The 14,304-nt window shown below is 69.2% G+C and carries 13 protein-coding genes; 5 read left to right on the top strand and 8 right to left on the bottom strand.

Features of this window, described 5'->3' with window-relative positions:
• Position 1: 1 nt before the first annotated feature.
• From FSB78_RS13530 to FSB78_RS13540, 3 genes are read right to left on the bottom strand one after another with little or no spacing between them, the layout of a single operon-like run.
• Positions 2 to 217, bottom strand: a complete 216-nt coding sequence (locus tag FSB78_RS13530) for a hypothetical protein (RefSeq protein WP_147083134.1) — start codon at positions 215 to 217, stop codon at positions 2 to 4.
• A complete protein-coding gene (locus FSB78_RS13535; RefSeq protein ID WP_147083135.1) occupies positions 214 to 501 on the bottom strand; it encodes a hypothetical protein in 288 nt (95 codons plus the stop codon). Before FSB78_RS13535 ends, FSB78_RS13530 begins: the two co-directional genes overlap by 4 nt.
• Positions 502 to 558: 57 nt before the next feature.
• On the bottom strand, positions 559 to 2,085 hold the full coding sequence (locus FSB78_RS13540; protein WP_147083136.1) for an acyl-CoA carboxylase subunit beta: 1,527 nt from the start codon (positions 2,083 to 2,085) through the stop codon (positions 559 to 561).
• A gap of 104 nt (positions 2,086 to 2,189) precedes the next feature.
• Here FSB78_RS13540 and FSB78_RS13545 point away from each other — a divergent pair, with 104 nt between their 5' ends.
• Positions 2,190 to 3,569: a helix-turn-helix domain-containing protein gene (locus FSB78_RS13545; RefSeq protein WP_147083137.1), complete on the top strand. Its 1,380-nt coding sequence runs from the start codon at positions 2,190 to 2,192 to the stop codon at positions 3,567 to 3,569.
• Between the two features lie 28 nt (positions 3,570 to 3,597).
• On the opposite strand, the gene FSB78_RS13550 is transcribed toward FSB78_RS13545, so the two are convergent.
• From FSB78_RS13550 to hrpB, 4 genes are all read right to left on the bottom strand, one after another.
• A complete protein-coding gene (locus FSB78_RS13550) occupies positions 3,598 to 4,005 on the bottom strand; it encodes an acyl-CoA thioesterase (RefSeq protein WP_147083138.1) in 408 nt (135 codons plus the stop codon).
• A gap of 55 nt (positions 4,006 to 4,060) precedes the next feature.
• The gene (locus FSB78_RS13555; RefSeq protein WP_147083139.1) at positions 4,061 to 5,155 is read right to left on the bottom strand and encodes an AI-2E family transporter; all 1,095 of its coding nucleotides are present in this window, start codon (positions 5,153 to 5,155) and stop codon (positions 4,061 to 4,063) included.
• Positions 5,156 to 5,329: 174 nt separating this feature from the next.
• Positions 5,330 to 5,611: an ETC complex I subunit gene (locus FSB78_RS13560; RefSeq protein ID WP_147083140.1), complete on the bottom strand. Its 282-nt coding sequence runs from the start codon at positions 5,609 to 5,611 to the stop codon at positions 5,330 to 5,332.
• A gap of 9 nt (positions 5,612 to 5,620) precedes the next feature.
• Complete coding sequence (gene hrpB, locus FSB78_RS13565) at positions 5,621 to 8,134, bottom strand: ATP-dependent helicase HrpB (protein ID WP_147083141.1); 2,514 nt, start codon at positions 8,132 to 8,134, stop codon at positions 5,621 to 5,623.
• 330 nt (positions 8,135 to 8,464) lie between these two features.
• Between hrpB and FSB78_RS13570 the strand changes: the two genes are divergently transcribed.
• The 3 genes from FSB78_RS13570 to FSB78_RS13580 all read left to right on the top strand — a co-directional run bounded on the left by FSB78_RS13570 (position 8,465) and on the right by FSB78_RS13580 (position 12,978).
• A complete protein-coding gene (locus FSB78_RS13570) occupies positions 8,465 to 10,996 on the top strand; it encodes a penicillin-binding protein 1A (protein ID WP_147083142.1) in 2,532 nt (843 codons plus the stop codon).
• Positions 10,997 to 11,110: 114 nt separating this feature from the next.
• A complete protein-coding gene (gene prfB, locus FSB78_RS13575) occupies positions 11,111 to 12,238 on the top strand; it encodes a peptide chain release factor 2 (RefSeq protein ID WP_147083143.1) in 1,128 nt (375 codons plus the stop codon).
• A gap of 2 nt (positions 12,239 to 12,240) precedes the next feature.
• Positions 12,241 to 12,978 (top strand): class I SAM-dependent methyltransferase, encoded by a 738-nt coding sequence (locus tag FSB78_RS13580; protein WP_422396731.1) that lies wholly within the window; start codon positions 12,241 to 12,243, stop codon positions 12,976 to 12,978.
• 6 nt (positions 12,979 to 12,984) lie between these two features.
• Here the strand turns inward: FSB78_RS13580 and FSB78_RS13585 are convergent, their stop codons facing one another.
• Positions 12,985 to 13,359, bottom strand: a complete 375-nt coding sequence (locus tag FSB78_RS13585) for a JAB domain-containing protein (protein ID WP_147083145.1) — start codon at positions 13,357 to 13,359, stop codon at positions 12,985 to 12,987.
• 86 nt (positions 13,360 to 13,445) lie between these two features.
• On the opposite strand from FSB78_RS13585, the gene FSB78_RS13590 reads away from it, so the two are divergent.
• On the top strand, positions 13,446 to 14,240 hold the full coding sequence (locus FSB78_RS13590; RefSeq protein ID WP_147083146.1) for a thymidylate synthase: 795 nt from the start codon (positions 13,446 to 13,448) through the stop codon (positions 14,238 to 14,240).
• The last annotated feature ends 64 nt before the right edge of the window (positions 14,241 to 14,304 follow it).

A 14,304-nucleotide genomic window follows, 5' to 3' on the forward strand; every position in this document is an offset into this window, starting at 1 on the left:
ATCATTCCTCGATCCTCCGCTGCCGCGCGGCCGCCATCGCCGCGCCCTCTATCATGCCCTCGAGCCGGGACACGCGATCACGCAGATCGCCATGCGCCTCGGCCAGCCGCGACAGCCGCTCGCTCTGCGCCGTGGCGGCCTCTTTGAGAAAGCGGACGTCGTCCTGCATCAACAGGACCGTCCGCAACGCCTTCAGCGCTTCTCCGATCGTGCTCACGGATGCCTTGTCCCGCCTGCAAGGATATCGTCGACCACCTTGTTGGCGCGTTCGATCGACGCGATCGCTTCGCGCATGTCGGCCTGCATCCGCGGCACCGCGAGCGAAATCTCGTGCGACAACAGGGCAAGGGCCTCCTGCTCGTCGCCTTCCCCTCCGGCGATATACTGGCTGGTCGCCTCGCGGACGACATGTCCGACCGAGCGGCCGCTGCCCACCGCGAACGCATCGAGCGCGGCTTTGTGATCGGGGGTGGTCAGAAACGTCACGCGTTCGGTCTGCATGTCACGACTCCTTCGCATGACATGATAATGTGCAGGCGGCCGACATGCAACGCACGCTCACAGCGGGATGTTGTCATGCTTCTTCCACGGATTCTCCAGCGCCTTGCCGCGGAGTTTCCGCAGGCCCAGCGCGATCCGCCGGCGCGTCGAATGCGGCTGGATCACCTCGTCGATGAACCCCTTGCTCGCGGCCACGAACGGGTTTGCGAAGCGCGCCTCGTATTCGGCGGTCCGCGCCGCGATCTCTTCCGGCGTCTTGCCGCGGAAGATGATCTCGACCGCGCCCTTCGCGCCCATCACCGCGATCTCCGCGGTCGGCCAGGCATAGTTGAGGTCGCCGCGCAGATGCTTCGACGCCATCACGTCGTATGCGCCGCCATACGCCTTGCGCGTGATCACGGTAATCTTCGGCACGGTCGCCTCGCCGTACGCGAACAGCAGCTTGGCGCCGTGCTTGATGATGCCGTTATGCTCCTGCGCGGTGCCCGGCAGGAACCCCGGCACGTCGACGAAGGTCACGATCGGAATGTCGAACGCGTCGCAGAAGCGCACGAACCGCGCCGCCTTCTTCGACGAATTGATGTCGAGCACGCCCGCCAGCACCATCGGCTGGTTCGCCACGAACCCGACCGTGCGCCCCTCGATCCGCCCGAACCCGGTGATGATGTTCGCTGCGTGCGCCGGCTGCGTCTCGAAGAAATCGCCCTCGTCGACGACCTTCCGGATCAGCTCGTGCATGTCGTAGGGCTGGTTGGCCGAGTCCGGGATCAGCGTGTCGAGGCTGTCCTCGATGCGGTCCCATTCGTCCGCGGTCGGCCGCTCGGGCACGCCCTCGCGGTTCGATGCGGGAAGGAAATCGATGAAGTCGCGCGCGGCGAGCAGCGCCTCGATGTCGTTCTCGAACGCGTTGTCCGCGACGCTGGTCTTGGTGGTGTGCGTCACCGCGCCGCCCAGCGCCTCCTGCGTCACCACTTCGTTGGTCACCGTCTTCACGACATCGGGACCGGTGACGAACATGTAGCTCGAATCCTTCACCATGAAGATGAAGTCGGTCATAGCCGGGCTGTACACCGCGCCGCCCGCGCAGGGGCCCATGATGAGCGAGAGCTGCGGGACGACGCCGCTCGCCAGCACGTTGCGCTGGAACACGTCGGCATAGCCGCCGAGACTCGCGACGCCCTCCTGGATGCGCGCGCCGCCGGAATCGTTGAGGCCGATGACCGGCGCACCGACCTTCATCGCCATGTCCATGACCTTGCAGATCTTCTGCGCATGGCGTTCGCTGAGCGACCCGCCGAACACCGTGAAGTCCTGGCTGAACACGAACACCAGGCGGCCGTTGATAGTGCCGGAGCCGGTGACCACGCCGTCGCCCGGATAGACCTGCTCGGCCATGCCGAAATCGATGCAGTTATGCTCGACGAACATGTCGAGCTCCTCGAACGAATTCTCGTCGAGCAGGACGTCGAGCCGTTCGCGCGCGGTCAGCTTGCCCTTGGCATGCTGCGCGGCGATGCGCTTCTCGCCACCGCCGACCCGGGCGGCTTCACGGCGCTTGGCGAGCTCTTCGATCGTCGAGGACATGGACTCTCCTTGGTCTTGCGCCCTCTCCTTCCAGAGCGGCACGCGAACGGCAAATGTGATCTTGCAAACTTGTCGGGCCCCTCTTTGCAAACTATCCCTCGCCCATGTCCAGCCCGCCCCGCCGAATCTTCGCCGGCCACCGCCTGCGCGAACTGCGCGCACGGCTGGCGGTGTCGCAGGCGGCGATGGCTGCGCGGATCGGGATTTCGGTCAGCTATCTGTCGCAGATCGAGAATGGTGATCGCCCGGTCACCGCACCCGTGCTGATGACGCTCGCACGCGAATTTCCCGCCGATTGGGGCAGCATCGATGCCGCAGCCGACACCACGCTGCTGGTCGCGACGCTGGAGGCGATGGCCGATACCAGCGTCGCCGACCACCGGCTCGATGAGGCCGAGCTGCGCCGCGCGGTGACGCATCAACCGCGCCTCGCGCGTCGCCTCGTTGCGATGCACGCCGCCTATCGCCGCTCGCAGGACCAGCTGCGCGCGCTCGACGACCGGCTCGACGCGGGGTCGAGCATCGGCGTGCTGCCTTGGGAGGACGTCCGCGACTGGTTTCACGCCGCGGGCAATTACGTCGACGCGATCGACCGCCGTGCCGAGGCGATCGGCGAAGAGGTCCAGGGTATTGCGCAGTTCGAAGCGCGCCTCGCAGACCACGGCGTCGCGGTGAACCGGTCGACCGCCGCCGCGGCACCGCTGCGCGCCTACGCGGACGGCCGGCTCGATCTCGACGGCAGCCAGCCGCGCGAGACGACGCTCTTCTCGCTCGCGCACCAGCTCGCGCGGATCGAATTCGCCCCGCTCGTCGCCGAGATCGTCGCCGGGTCCGACATGGCGTCCGACACCGGCCGCGCCTTGCTGGCCGCCGGGCTGACCAATTACGCTGCGGGCGCGCTGGTCATGCCGTACACTCGCTTTCGCGATACCGCGCGCGCGATGCGGCACGACATCGACCGGCTTCGGCGCAGCTTCGGGACGAGTTTCGAACAGACCTGCCACCGGCTCTCGACGCTGCAGCGGCCGGGCGCACTCGGCATCCCGTTCTTCTTCTGCCGCGTCGACATGGCGGGCAACATCACCAAGCGGCACAGCGCCACCCGGCTGCAGTTCGCGCGGTTCGGCGGTGCCTGTCCGCTGTGGATCGTGCACGAAGCGGTCGCGATCCCCGACCGCATCCTCGCGCAACTGGTCGAGACGCCCGACGGCACCCGCTACGTCTCGATGGCGAAGGGGCTGGTGAAGCCGTCCGAAACCTACACCCGCCCCGCCCGCCGCTACGCGGTCGCGCTGGGCTGCGAGGAGGCGAATGCGTCAGAGTTCATCTACGCCGACGGCCTTGGCGGCATCGCGACACCGATCGGCACATCCTGCCGCATCTGCCTCCGCCCCGACTGCGACCAGCGCGCGTTTCCACCCGCCGCGAGCGAGATCCGTGTCGATCCCGACCGGCGCGGACCGGTGCCGTACACGGTGCTCTAGCCGTTTTCCTGCGCACGCGGAAAAACGGCTACTCGGCGTCCTTGGGGAAGAAATGCTCGATCACGCTGTTCGCCAGCCGCGACGGCCGAAGCGTCTCGGCGTCAAGGCAGCACCAGCTCGACTTGACCTCGGCGAGCACATCCTCGCCGCGCTTGATGATCGTCTCGTAAAAGGCGCGCGCGCCCTGGACCTTCTCGAGCAGCACCGTCGCGATCACGTCGTCGTTCAGGAACGCGGGCTTGCGATAGGTGATCTCGTGCTTGAGCGCGACCCACAGATGCGCGGCGACCGCGTCGGGCGGCGCGAGCCGCTGCCAATGGTCGACGACCGCGGCCTGCACCCACTTCAGGTAGTTCGCGTTGTTGACGTGACCCATGAAGTCGATGTCGGCCGGCTCGATGCCGATGGCGTAGCAGTGGGGGATGGCGATGGACACGCAGCGTATATAGCACGCCCCGCCCCGTTTTGCGACGGGACGCGCAGCCCTTTTATCAGGATGCGTCGCGTGGTGCTGGATCCTGTACCGCCCCACCGGCTGCCCTCTGTTCGGTCAGGATCTGCCAGCCGGTGATGAACAGCGCGCCCGCTAGCGGACCGACGACGATACCGCTCAGCCCGACCAGGTTGATCCCGCCCAGCGTCGTGACCAGCACCAGCCAGTCGGGGATACCGGTGTCGCGGCCGACCAGGATCGGGCGCAGGATGTTGTCGGCCAGGCCGATCACGATCACGCCCGACAGGATCACCACTGCCGCCTGCCAGATCGCCCCCGTCGCCAGCAGATAGATCGCGACCGGTCCCCAGATGATCGCCGGCCCCACCGCGGGCAACAGCGCCGCGATCACCATCAGCATGCCCCAGAGCAGCGCCGCCGGCAGCCCGACGATCCAGAAGGTCACCGCGCCGAGCGCACCCTGGACCAGCGCCACGACGCCCGATCCCTTGATCGTCGCGCGGACGACCGACACGAACTTGTCCGCCAGGCGCTGCGCCACCGAATGCTCGAGCGGCAGTGCGCGCACGATCGCGGGGCCGATCCGCCCCCCGTCGCGCAACAGGAAGAAGGTCACGTAAAGCCCAACGCCGAACGCGAGGATGAACGCCGCGGCGTTCGCGCCGATCGAGAGCGCGCGCTGTGCCAGCATGCTCGCGCTGCTGCCGATCGCCTGCGATATTTCCGCCTGTGCGCGCTCGAAGCTGCCGAACCCCGCCTTGTCGAGCAGCCGCTGCAGCCGCATCGGCAGCGCATCGTGCACCTGTTCGAAATAGGACGCGAAGTTGATCTGGCCGCTGCGCATCTGGTTGTAGACGCCGGCGGCCTGTTCGATCACCAGGCTGGTGACGATCATCGCCGGGATCACGACCGCGACCGTGATGATCAGGATGGTGACCGCCGCGGCGGTGTTGCGCCGGTTCGGCCACCGCGCGAGCAGGCGCTGGAACAGCGGCTGGAACAGTAGGGCCGCCAGCGCAGCCCATAGCAACGCGCCGGCGAAGCTCGAAACCACCATGCCCAGCGCGACCGTGATGAGCGCGAGGAACAGGATCAGGCCGCCGTTTTCGACGCGCGATCGCGCAATAGTCATGAGTCGAACCTTCGCAAGGGAATAGACGCCCCATGCGGGGTCGTTGCGCTGGTGTAACTCTCGTCGCGCCGTATGGCTCCCGCGCACGATCGCGCCGCCGCTGCATGCACGACGACCCTGAGGCCGACCTGTCAGACCAGAGGAGCGGCGGTCCGCGCTCCCCCGCGCGCCGCGTTAGCGGAAATTGTCGGCGTAGCTCTGCAGCTTGAGCGTCTTTTCCGGCGCCGGCACGACGGTGTGGTCGAACCCCTCGCGCTCGCAATAGGCGATCGCCGCCACGAGCGTCGGGAAGAACAGCCGCACCTGGTCGCGCGTGTCGCCGCTGCCGGCCCAGCCAGTCAGCGGGTCGGGCCGCTTGGGCTCGGACGGCTCGAATTCCAATTGCCAGGATTCGGTCCGGTACTTGCCGGACTGCATGGCGTTCTTGGGGCGCTGGAAGATACGGGCGGTAGGCATGACGCCTCCCTACCGCGAACCGGCGGCCCTTGCATCCGCCTTTTTCGTGCGCAGCGTGGCCGACGCCGAAGCGGGGTCGTCAGGCCAGGGATGCTTCGGATACCGCCCGCGCATTTCCTTCGCGACCGCGCTCCAACTGCCCGCCCAGAACCCCGGCAGGTCGCGAGTCGTCTGGATCGGCCGGCCGGCGGGCGAGGTCAGGCTGAGGACGAGCGGTACGCGGCGCTCGCCCACCACCGGATGCACCGCGAGCCCGAACAGCGTCTGCACGCGCAGGTCGACGCGCGGCCCGCCCTCCGCCGCATAGTCGATCGCATGCGTGCTCCCCGCGGGACTGGTGAACTCGGCAGGCGCCAGCCGGTCGATCGTCCGCATCGCATCCCAGCCCAGCAGGGCGCGCAGCGACTCGGTCAGCGACCCGATCTGGTCGAGCCGGCGCTTGCCCGCCAGCAACGGCACGAGCCACTCCTCCGCGCGGTCGAGCAGCGTCGCGTCGTCGAGCGGCACGCCCGCGAACGCCGCACGGTCGCGCAGCGCCCGCGCGCCCTCGCTCCACGGCAGCAGCGCGAGGCCGTGGGTGCGGACACCGTCGAGCAGCGCCGCGGCGATCGTCGCGGGGTCGGCACCGCTGTCCGGCCCGCTCGACAGCCGGATCGCGCCCAGCCGGCGTTCGCGGATCGGCTGCACGCCGCCGGTCGCGGGGTCGAACACCGCGGTACGCCGCGTCTCGATTCGGTCGGCGAACAGCGCCTCGACCGTGGCGGCGTCGATCGCCGCGGCGGACAGGATCCGTGCACCCGCCGCCGACCCCTGCGTCTCCGCGACCGCCAGCCATTCCGACCGCGCGAGCGGCAACGCCGGATCGAGCCGGAACCCGCGTCCGCCCACCGACGCCCAGGTCTCCCCCGACGCATCCCGCCGCCGCGCGATTCGATCGGGGAAGCCGAGGGCGAGGGCCACTTCGACTCCCCTCCCGCCTGCGGGAGGGGTTGGGGGAGGGCCTGTCCTGTCGGAACGCTCTGCTATATTTGCGACAGGCCCTCCCCCAGCCCCTCCCGCGAGCGGGAGGGGAGCAAGGCGCGCCCACCGCTCCGCCATCCCCCGCGCCGCCTGGGCCTTCGGCCCACGCTCGGTCTTCCACCGCCGCAGCCGCGCCTCGAGATCGACGTCAGGGCCGCCGATCCCCCGTTCACCCAGCAACACCGCGACCTCCGCGGCCACCTGCCCCAGCCCCCGCTCGCCCGCGCGGATCAGCATGTGCGCCAGCCGCGGCGGCATCGGCAGCCCCGCAATCTGTCGCCCATGCGCGGTCGGGCGCCCATCCGCATCGACGGCTTCCAGCGTCGCCAACCGCGCCAGCGCCTCATCGGTCGCAGCCACGGGCGGCGGGTCGATCCAGCGCAACTCGCGCGGCGCGACGCCCCACAGCGCGCACGCCAGCACCAGCGCCGACAGGTCCGCCTCCAATATCTCGGGCGGATCGTAGCGCGGCAGCCCCGCGGTCGCCGCCGCCTCCCACAGCCGGTACGCGACCCCCGGCCCCTGCCGCGCTGCGCGACCCGCGCGCTGCGTCACTGCCGCCTGGCTCGCGCGTTCGGTGACGAGCCGCGTCATTCCCGCCGCGCGGTCGTAGCGCGGACGCCGGGCCAGCCCCGAATCGACGACGATGCGGATCCCGTCGAGCGTCAGGCTGGTCTCGGCGATACTGGTCGCGAGCACCACCTTCCGGCGCCCGTCGCGCTGCGGCGCGATCGCGGCGCGTTGCGCGGCGGGGTCGAGGTTGCCATGGAGTTCGTGGAGCGCGATCGTCTCGGGCAGCCCCGCCAGCCGCTCGGCGGTGCGCTCGATCTCGGCGACGCCCGGCAGGAAGGCGAGCACCCCGCCCTCGTTCTCGGACAAGGCCAGCCGAACCGCGCTCGCGACCGCCTCCTCGATCCGCAGTTCTGCGTTGCGGCCGACATGCCGCAGTTCGAGCGGGTAGCTGCGGCCTTCGCTCTCGATCACCGCGGCGTCGTCCATCAGCGCGGAGAACCGCGCGCCATCCAGCGTCGCCGACATCGCGACGATCCGCAGGTCCGGCCGGAACCCCGCCTGCACGTCGAGCGCCAGCGCCAGCCCGAAATCGCCGTCGAGGCTGCGCTCATGAACCTCGTCGAACAGCACCGCCGAGACGCCCGCGAGTTCGGGATCGGCCTGGATCCGCGCGACGAAGATGCCCTCGGTGATCACCGTCACGCGCGTCGCGGCGGACCGCCTGCTGTCCATCCGCGTCGCATAGCCGAAGGTCCCGCCGACCGCCTCGCCCGCGGTCGCCGCCATCCGCTCGGCCGCGGCACGCGCGGCCAGGCGGCGCGGCGACAGCAGCAGGATTTCGCCCGTGCACCACGGCTCGCCGAGCAGCGCCGGCGCGACCGCGGTGGTCTTGCCCGCACCCGGCGGCGCGACGAGCACGGCCGACGCTGTATCGCGCAACGCCGCGAGCAGGTCGGGAAGAACGGCAAGGATCGGCAGCACGGGGGTCATGCGGGGCCTGCTGCCACAAGTCGGGCCTTTGGACACCAACGTTCTCCCGCGAACGCGGGAGCCCAGGGTTCCGAGCGCCGCGTTCGCGGCTCCTGGCCTCCCGCCTGCGCGGGAGAACGGAAGATCGCAAGGCGCCCCCTTCCACCACCCCACCCCCTTCCACCACCCCGGCGAAGGCCGGGGCCCAGTTGGGAAGGCCGATGTGACGACACGCAGCCCTCCGTTATCGCCGTACCCCGACTGGGCCCCGGCCTCCGCCGGGGTGGTTAGGCCGTTTCGCGAACCCCGCTGGCAAGCGCCCCCGAACCTGCTAAACGCTCGGCCCAGTCTATGGCATCCGAACCTTCCCCCAGCTCGACCGTCCCGATCCGCCGCCCGATCGCGGATGCCCGCGGATGGTTCGCGCGCGTCTGGTCCCGGAAACTCGTCAAGGCCGCGCTGGCGCTGCTCGCGCTCGGCCTCGTCGCGATCTTCGCCTTCTGGCTGCTGGTGATCCGCGACCTGCCCTCGGTCGATGCGCTGCGCACCTATGAGCCGCCGCTGCCGACCAACGTCCGCGGCATCGATGGCGCGCCGATCCACAGCTATGCGCGCGAACGCCGCGTCGAGCTCAGCTACGCCGAATATCCGCCGATGCTGATCCGCGCGTTCCTCGCTGCCGAGGACAAGTCGTTCTTCGAACATCACGGCGTCGATTTCCCCGGCCTTGCCGGCGCGGTGATCGACTATGCGTCGAAGATCGGCACTGGCAGACGCGCCAAGGGCGGCTCGACGATCACGCAGCAGGTCGCCAAGAACCTGTTGATCGGCAACGAATATTCGCCGACGCGCAAGCTGCGCGAGGCGGTGCTCGCGTACAAGATCGAGGATACGCTGACCAAGCAGCAGATCCTCGAACTCTACCTCAACCAGATCGCGCTGGGCCGCAACGCGTTCGGCGTCGAGGCAGCGAGCCACGCCTATTTCGACAAGGAGCTCGACGAGCTCGACCTGGCGCAGATGGCCTATCTGGCGATCCTGCCCAAGGGTCCGTCCAACTATGATCCGGTCCGCTCGCGCGAGCGCGCGACGATCCGCCGGAACTATGTGCTCGACCGGATGCTCGACAACGGCTTCATCACGCGTAGCCAGCACGATCAGGCGCGCGCCGAACCGATCGTCGCGGTGCTGCGGCGCACCCCCAAGTTCGAGAGCGTCGGCGGTTATTTCGTCGAGGAAGTGCGTCGCCAGCTGCTCGCCAAGTTCGGCGAGAACGCAAAGGATGGCCCGTACAGCGTCTATTCGGGCGGCCTGTGGGTACGCACCTCGCTCGACACGCGGCTGCAGGACCTCGCGCAGAAAGCGCTTCGGGATGGCCTGATCCGCTTCGACCGCGGTCGCGGCTGGAACGGTCCGATCCGCCACGTCGACATGGTCACCGACGATGCCGGCCAGCCCAACTGGCTGCAGTCGCTGCTCAACACCAACATCGCGCTCGACTATAACGACTGGGTCGCCGCGATCGTGATCGCGACCTCGGGCGGGTCCGCCGAGATCGGCTTCGCCGATGGCGAGACCGGCACGCTGCCGCGCTCCGGCGCGCAGATGCCCGTGCGCGGCAAGGGCGGCACCGCGTTTGCGGCGCTCGAGGCGGGCGACATCGTCGCGGTCGCCCCCGAAGGCGGCAGCTTCGGCCTGCGCGCGATCCCGAAGATCTCCGGCGGCTTCGTCGTCGAGGAACCTGCGAGCGGCCGCGTGCTGGCGATGCAGGGCGGGTTCGACGACCGTATCCAGGCGTTCAACCGCGCGACGCAGGCGATGCGGCAGCCCGGCTCGACGATCAAGCCGATCGTCTATTCGGCCGCGCTCGACAACGGCATGACGCCCGCGTCGATCATCGTCGACGGCCCGTTCTGCGTCTATCAGGGCGCCCGCCTCGGCAACAAATGCTTCCGCAACTTCGGCAATTCGCGCGGCGCCGGCCCGCACACGATGCGCTGGGGCATCGAACAGTCGCGCAACCTGATGACGGTGCGCGCCGCGGCGCAGACCGGCATGCCCAAGGTCGTCGCCACCATCAAGAAGATGGGCGTTGGCGACTATGCCCCCTATCTCTCCTTCGCGCTCGGCGCGGGCGAGACCACGGTCGGCCGGATGGTCAACGCCTATTCGATCCTCGCCAACAACGGCAAGGGCGGGCCGCCGTCGCTGATCGACTTCGTCCAGAACCGTCGCGGCAAGGTGATCTGGCCCGAGAACTGGCGCCCGTGCGAGCGCTGCAACGCGCCCGATTGGGACGGCAAGCCGATGCCGCGCCCGGTCGCCCGCCAGCGCCAGGTGCTCGACGCGCTGACCGCCTACCAGATGGTGCACATCACCGAAGGCGTGGTCCAGCGCGGTACCGCGGTGACGCTGCGTGATCTCGACCGGCCGATGTTCGGCAAGACCGGGACCAACAACGGTCCGACAGACGTGTGGTTCGTCGGCGGCACCCCGCAGTTCGTCGGCGGCCTCTACATCGGCTTCGACACGCCGCGGAACCTGGGCGGCGCCGCGCAGGGGGGCACGCTCGCCGCGCCGATCTTCAAGCAGTTCGCGGTCAAGGCGTATGAGGGGATGGAGAAGCTCCCGTTCCGCGCGCCCGCCGGCATCCGCATGGTCCGCATCGATCGCGGCAGCGGCCGTCCGGTCTATGGCACCTGGCCCAACATGTCCGATCCGAAGCCCGCGGTGATCTGGGAAGCGTTCAAGCCCGAGAGCGAGCCGCGCCGCGCCGCGCGCCGCTCGGGTCCGATCGCGCCGGTCGTCGCCAAGCCGGTGGCGCCGCGCGCGGAAGCGCCGCGCGACAGTGATTTCTTGCAGAAGCAGGGCGGCATCTACTAGGCCCGGCACCTATATACGTACGTCATCCCGGCGCAGGCCGGGATCTTGGAGCCGGAAGGCGCGCACGTGCCGCGCCAGACCCCGGCCCCGGGTGACCGTTTTTGGAGAATACCCATGCGCGCCGAAGCGCAGGCACATGTCGACACCATCAACGACGCGCTGGCGCTGCTGCGCCGCTTCCTCGACTGGGACCGCGCGCTGCGCCGCCTCGACGAGCTGAACGCGCGCGTCGAGGACCAGGCGCTCTGGTCGGACCCCAAGGCCGCACAGGAGGTGATGCGCGAGCGTCGTCGTCTCGACGAGGCGATCTCGGCCACGCGCGCGATCGAGAGCGAGCTCGCCGACACCTCCGAGCTGATCGAGATGGCCGAAGCCGAGGGCGATACCGAGATGGAGGCCGACGGCGTCCAGGCGCTCGCCGAACTCGCCGCGCGTGCCGACAAGGACAAGATCAAGGCGCTGCTCGCGGGCGAGGCCGACGGCAACGACACCTATATCGAGGTCAATGCCGGCGCCGGCGGGACCGAGAGCCAGGACTGGGCGGGGATGCTCAGCCGGATGTATTCGCGCTGGGGCGAACGCCATGGGCTGAAGGTCGAGCTGATCGACCAGCATTCGGGCGAGCAGGCCGGGATCAAGTCCGCGACGCTCTTGCTCAAGGGCGAGAACGCCTACGGCTATGCCAAGACCGAGAGCGGCGTCCACCGCCTCGTCCGCATCAGCCCGTACGACTCGGCCGCGCGCCGCCACACCTCGTTCGCCAGCGTCTGGGTCTATCCGGTCGTCGACGACAATATCGAGGTCGACTATAACGAGAGCGACCTGCGCATCGACACCTACCGCGCATCCGGCGCGGGCGGGCAGCACATCAACACGACCGATTCGGCGGTGCGTATCACGCACATCCCGACCGGCATCGTCGTCCAGTGCCAGAACCAGCGGTCGCAGCACAAGAACAAGGCCGAGGCGTACAACCAGCTGCGCGCACGGCTGTACGAACGCGAACTCGCGATCCGCGAAGCCGCCGCCAATGCCGAGAATGCCGGCAAGACCGATATCGGCTGGGGCCACCAGATCCGCTCCTACGTCCTGCAGCCGTACCAAATGGTGAAGGACCTGCGCACCGGCGTGGTCTCGACCAGCCCGTCCGACGTGCTAGACGGCGACCTCGAGGCGTTCATGGCCGCGGCGCTGTCGCAGCGCGTCACGGGCGAGGCGGTCGAGGTGGAGGACGTCGATTGAGGCTGGCCGTCGGACTCGCGGCGATCCTGGCATTGTCGCTGCCGCTTGCTGCCTGTGACGGCAGCAAGCCGCTGATCAAGCGCGAGCCCAAGGGTCCCGGCCCCTTCCCCGCCGCCGATCGCCCGGTCGCGTCGATCGTCTCGTCGCGCTGGTCGAACGAGGAAGCCCGCGACCGGCTCAACGAGGCCGGCGAGGTGATGGACAAGGCCGATATCCGCAAGGGCATGACCGTCGCCGACATCGGCGCGGGCGAAGGCTATTACACGATCCGCCTCGCGCAGCGCGTCGGGCCGGACGGCCGCGTGCTCGCCGAGGACATCGTCGCGCGCGTCCGCGACCAGCTCGCCGAGCGAGTCGCGCGCGAGCGGCTCGACACCGTCAGCGTACGGCTGGGCGAAGCAAACGACCCGAAATTGCCGCCGAACAGCTTCGACCGCGTGCTGATGGTCCATATGTACCACGAGATCGCGCAGCCCTACGAGTTCCTGTGGCGGCTGCGCCCGTCGCTGAAACCCGACGGGCTGGTCGTGATCGTCGATGCCGACCGCCCGACGCGCGACCACGGCACCCCGCCGCCGCTGCTCAAATGTGAGCTTGCCGCGGTCGGCTATACCCAGGTCGCGATGGAGGACATGCCGTCCGCCGGCGGCTACATGGCGACGTTCCGCGCGACCGGGCGGCGTCCCGAGCCGGAGGGGATCGTCCCCTGCCGGCTGAACGCGCCAAAATCCGCCCGGTAAACGCCGTCAGCCCCATGTCCGCAGGTTCGTCACCGACTCGCCTGCGATCACCAGATGGTCGAGCAGCTCGACCTCCACCATCGCCAGCCCCCGTGCCAGCGCCCGCGTGAACGCCAGGTCGCGCTCGCTCGGTCGCGGGTCGCCGCTCGGATGGTTGTGCGCCATCACCACCGCGGTCGCGCCGAACGCCAGCGCATCCCCCACCACCCCGCGGATCGCCAGGTCGACTCGCCCGCCGCGCCCGGCGACATGGCGCAGCCCGAGAATCCTCCGTTCCGGACCAAGATAGGCGAGCCCCACCACCTCGCGCCGCGCGAATCCGAGTGTGCGGAACAGCGCGACGGCGGCCGCAAGGTCCGTGAGGGGCGATATATCCGGCACGAACCGGCATGGCCCCGCGCGCGCGTCGGCGCACGGCCAGCTATCTCCGTCTTGGCGGCAGCCGCCGGCCGGACTAGGCAGCCGTCATGCGCCAGTATCTCGACCTCATGGACCGCATCCTCTCGACCGGCGTCGAGACGATGGACCGCACCGGCACCGGCACGCTCTCCGTCTTCGGCGCGCAGATGCGCTTCGACCTGGCGCAGGGCTTTCCCGCCCTCACTACCAAGAAGCTCCACCTCCGCTCGATCATCGTCGAGCTGCTCTGGTTCCTGCGCGGCGACACCAACGTCCGCTGGCTGCAGGACCGGAAAGTCGCGATCTGGGACGAATGGGCCGACGCGAACGGCGACCTCGGCCCGGTCTATGGCGAGCAATGGCGCGACTGGGTCACCGCCGACGGCCGGCACATCGACCAGATCGCCGAGCTGATTGACCAGATTCGCACCAACCCCGCCAGCCGCCGCCAGATCGTCACCGCCTGGAACCCCGGCGACCTGCACGCGATGGCGCTCGCGCCGTGCCACTGCCTGTTCCAGACGCATGTCGCGAACGGCAGGCTGTCGCTCCAGCTCTACCAGCGCAGCGCCGACATCTTCCTCGGCGTGCCCTTCAACATCGCCAGCTACGCGCTTCTCACGCATATGCTCGCGCAGCAATGCGGGCTCGAGGTCGGCGAGTTCATCTGGACCGGCGGCGACTGCCATCTTTACTCGAATCATCTGGAGCAGGCGCGCACGCAGCTCGCCCGCACGCCGAGCGCGCTCCCGCGGCTCGAGATCGTCCGCCAGGCGCCGTCGATCGACACCTACGAGCTGGAGGATTTCGTGCTGCACGATTACGTCGCGCAAGCGCACATCAAGGCGCCCGTCGCAGTCTGACCGCGCCTGGCCCGCCAATGACCCGAGAGTGAATCGCAACAGGAACCCGTGACGGCCTGCGCGG

The organism is Sphingomonas ginsenosidivorax, assembly GCF_007995065.1.
Classification (GTDB): domain Bacteria; phylum Pseudomonadota; class Alphaproteobacteria; order Sphingomonadales; family Sphingomonadaceae; genus Sphingomonas; species Sphingomonas ginsenosidivorax.

Coding starts and splice junctions, on each gene's coding strand:
- FSB78_RS13535 (WP_147083135.1), bottom strand. CDS start 501: ATGCAGACCGAACGCGTGACGTTTCTGACCACCCCCGATCACAAAGCC.
- FSB78_RS13540 (WP_147083136.1), bottom strand. CDS start 2,085: ATGTCCTCGACGATCGAAGAGCTCGCCAAGCGCCGTGAAGCCGCCCGG.
- FSB78_RS13545 (WP_147083137.1), top strand. CDS start 2,190: ATGTCCAGCCCGCCCCGCCGAATCTTCGCCGGCCACCGCCTGCGCGAA.
- FSB78_RS13555 (WP_147083139.1), bottom strand. CDS start 5,155: ATGACTATTGCGCGATCGCGCGTCGAAAACGGCGGCCTGATCCTGTTC.
- FSB78_RS13560 (WP_147083140.1), bottom strand. CDS start 5,611: ATGCCTACCGCCCGTATCTTCCAGCGCCCCAAGAACGCCATGCAGTCC.
- hrpB (WP_147083141.1), bottom strand. CDS start 8,134: ATGACCCCCGTGCTGCCGATCCTTGCCGTTCTTCCCGACCTGCTCGCG.
- FSB78_RS13570 (WP_147083142.1), top strand. CDS start 8,465: ATGGCATCCGAACCTTCCCCCAGCTCGACCGTCCCGATCCGCCGCCCG.
- prfB (WP_147083143.1), top strand. CDS start 11,111: ATGCGCGCCGAAGCGCAGGCACATGTCGACACCATCAACGACGCGCTG.
- FSB78_RS13590 (WP_147083146.1), top strand. CDS start 13,446: ATGCGCCAGTATCTCGACCTCATGGACCGCATCCTCTCGACCGGCGTC.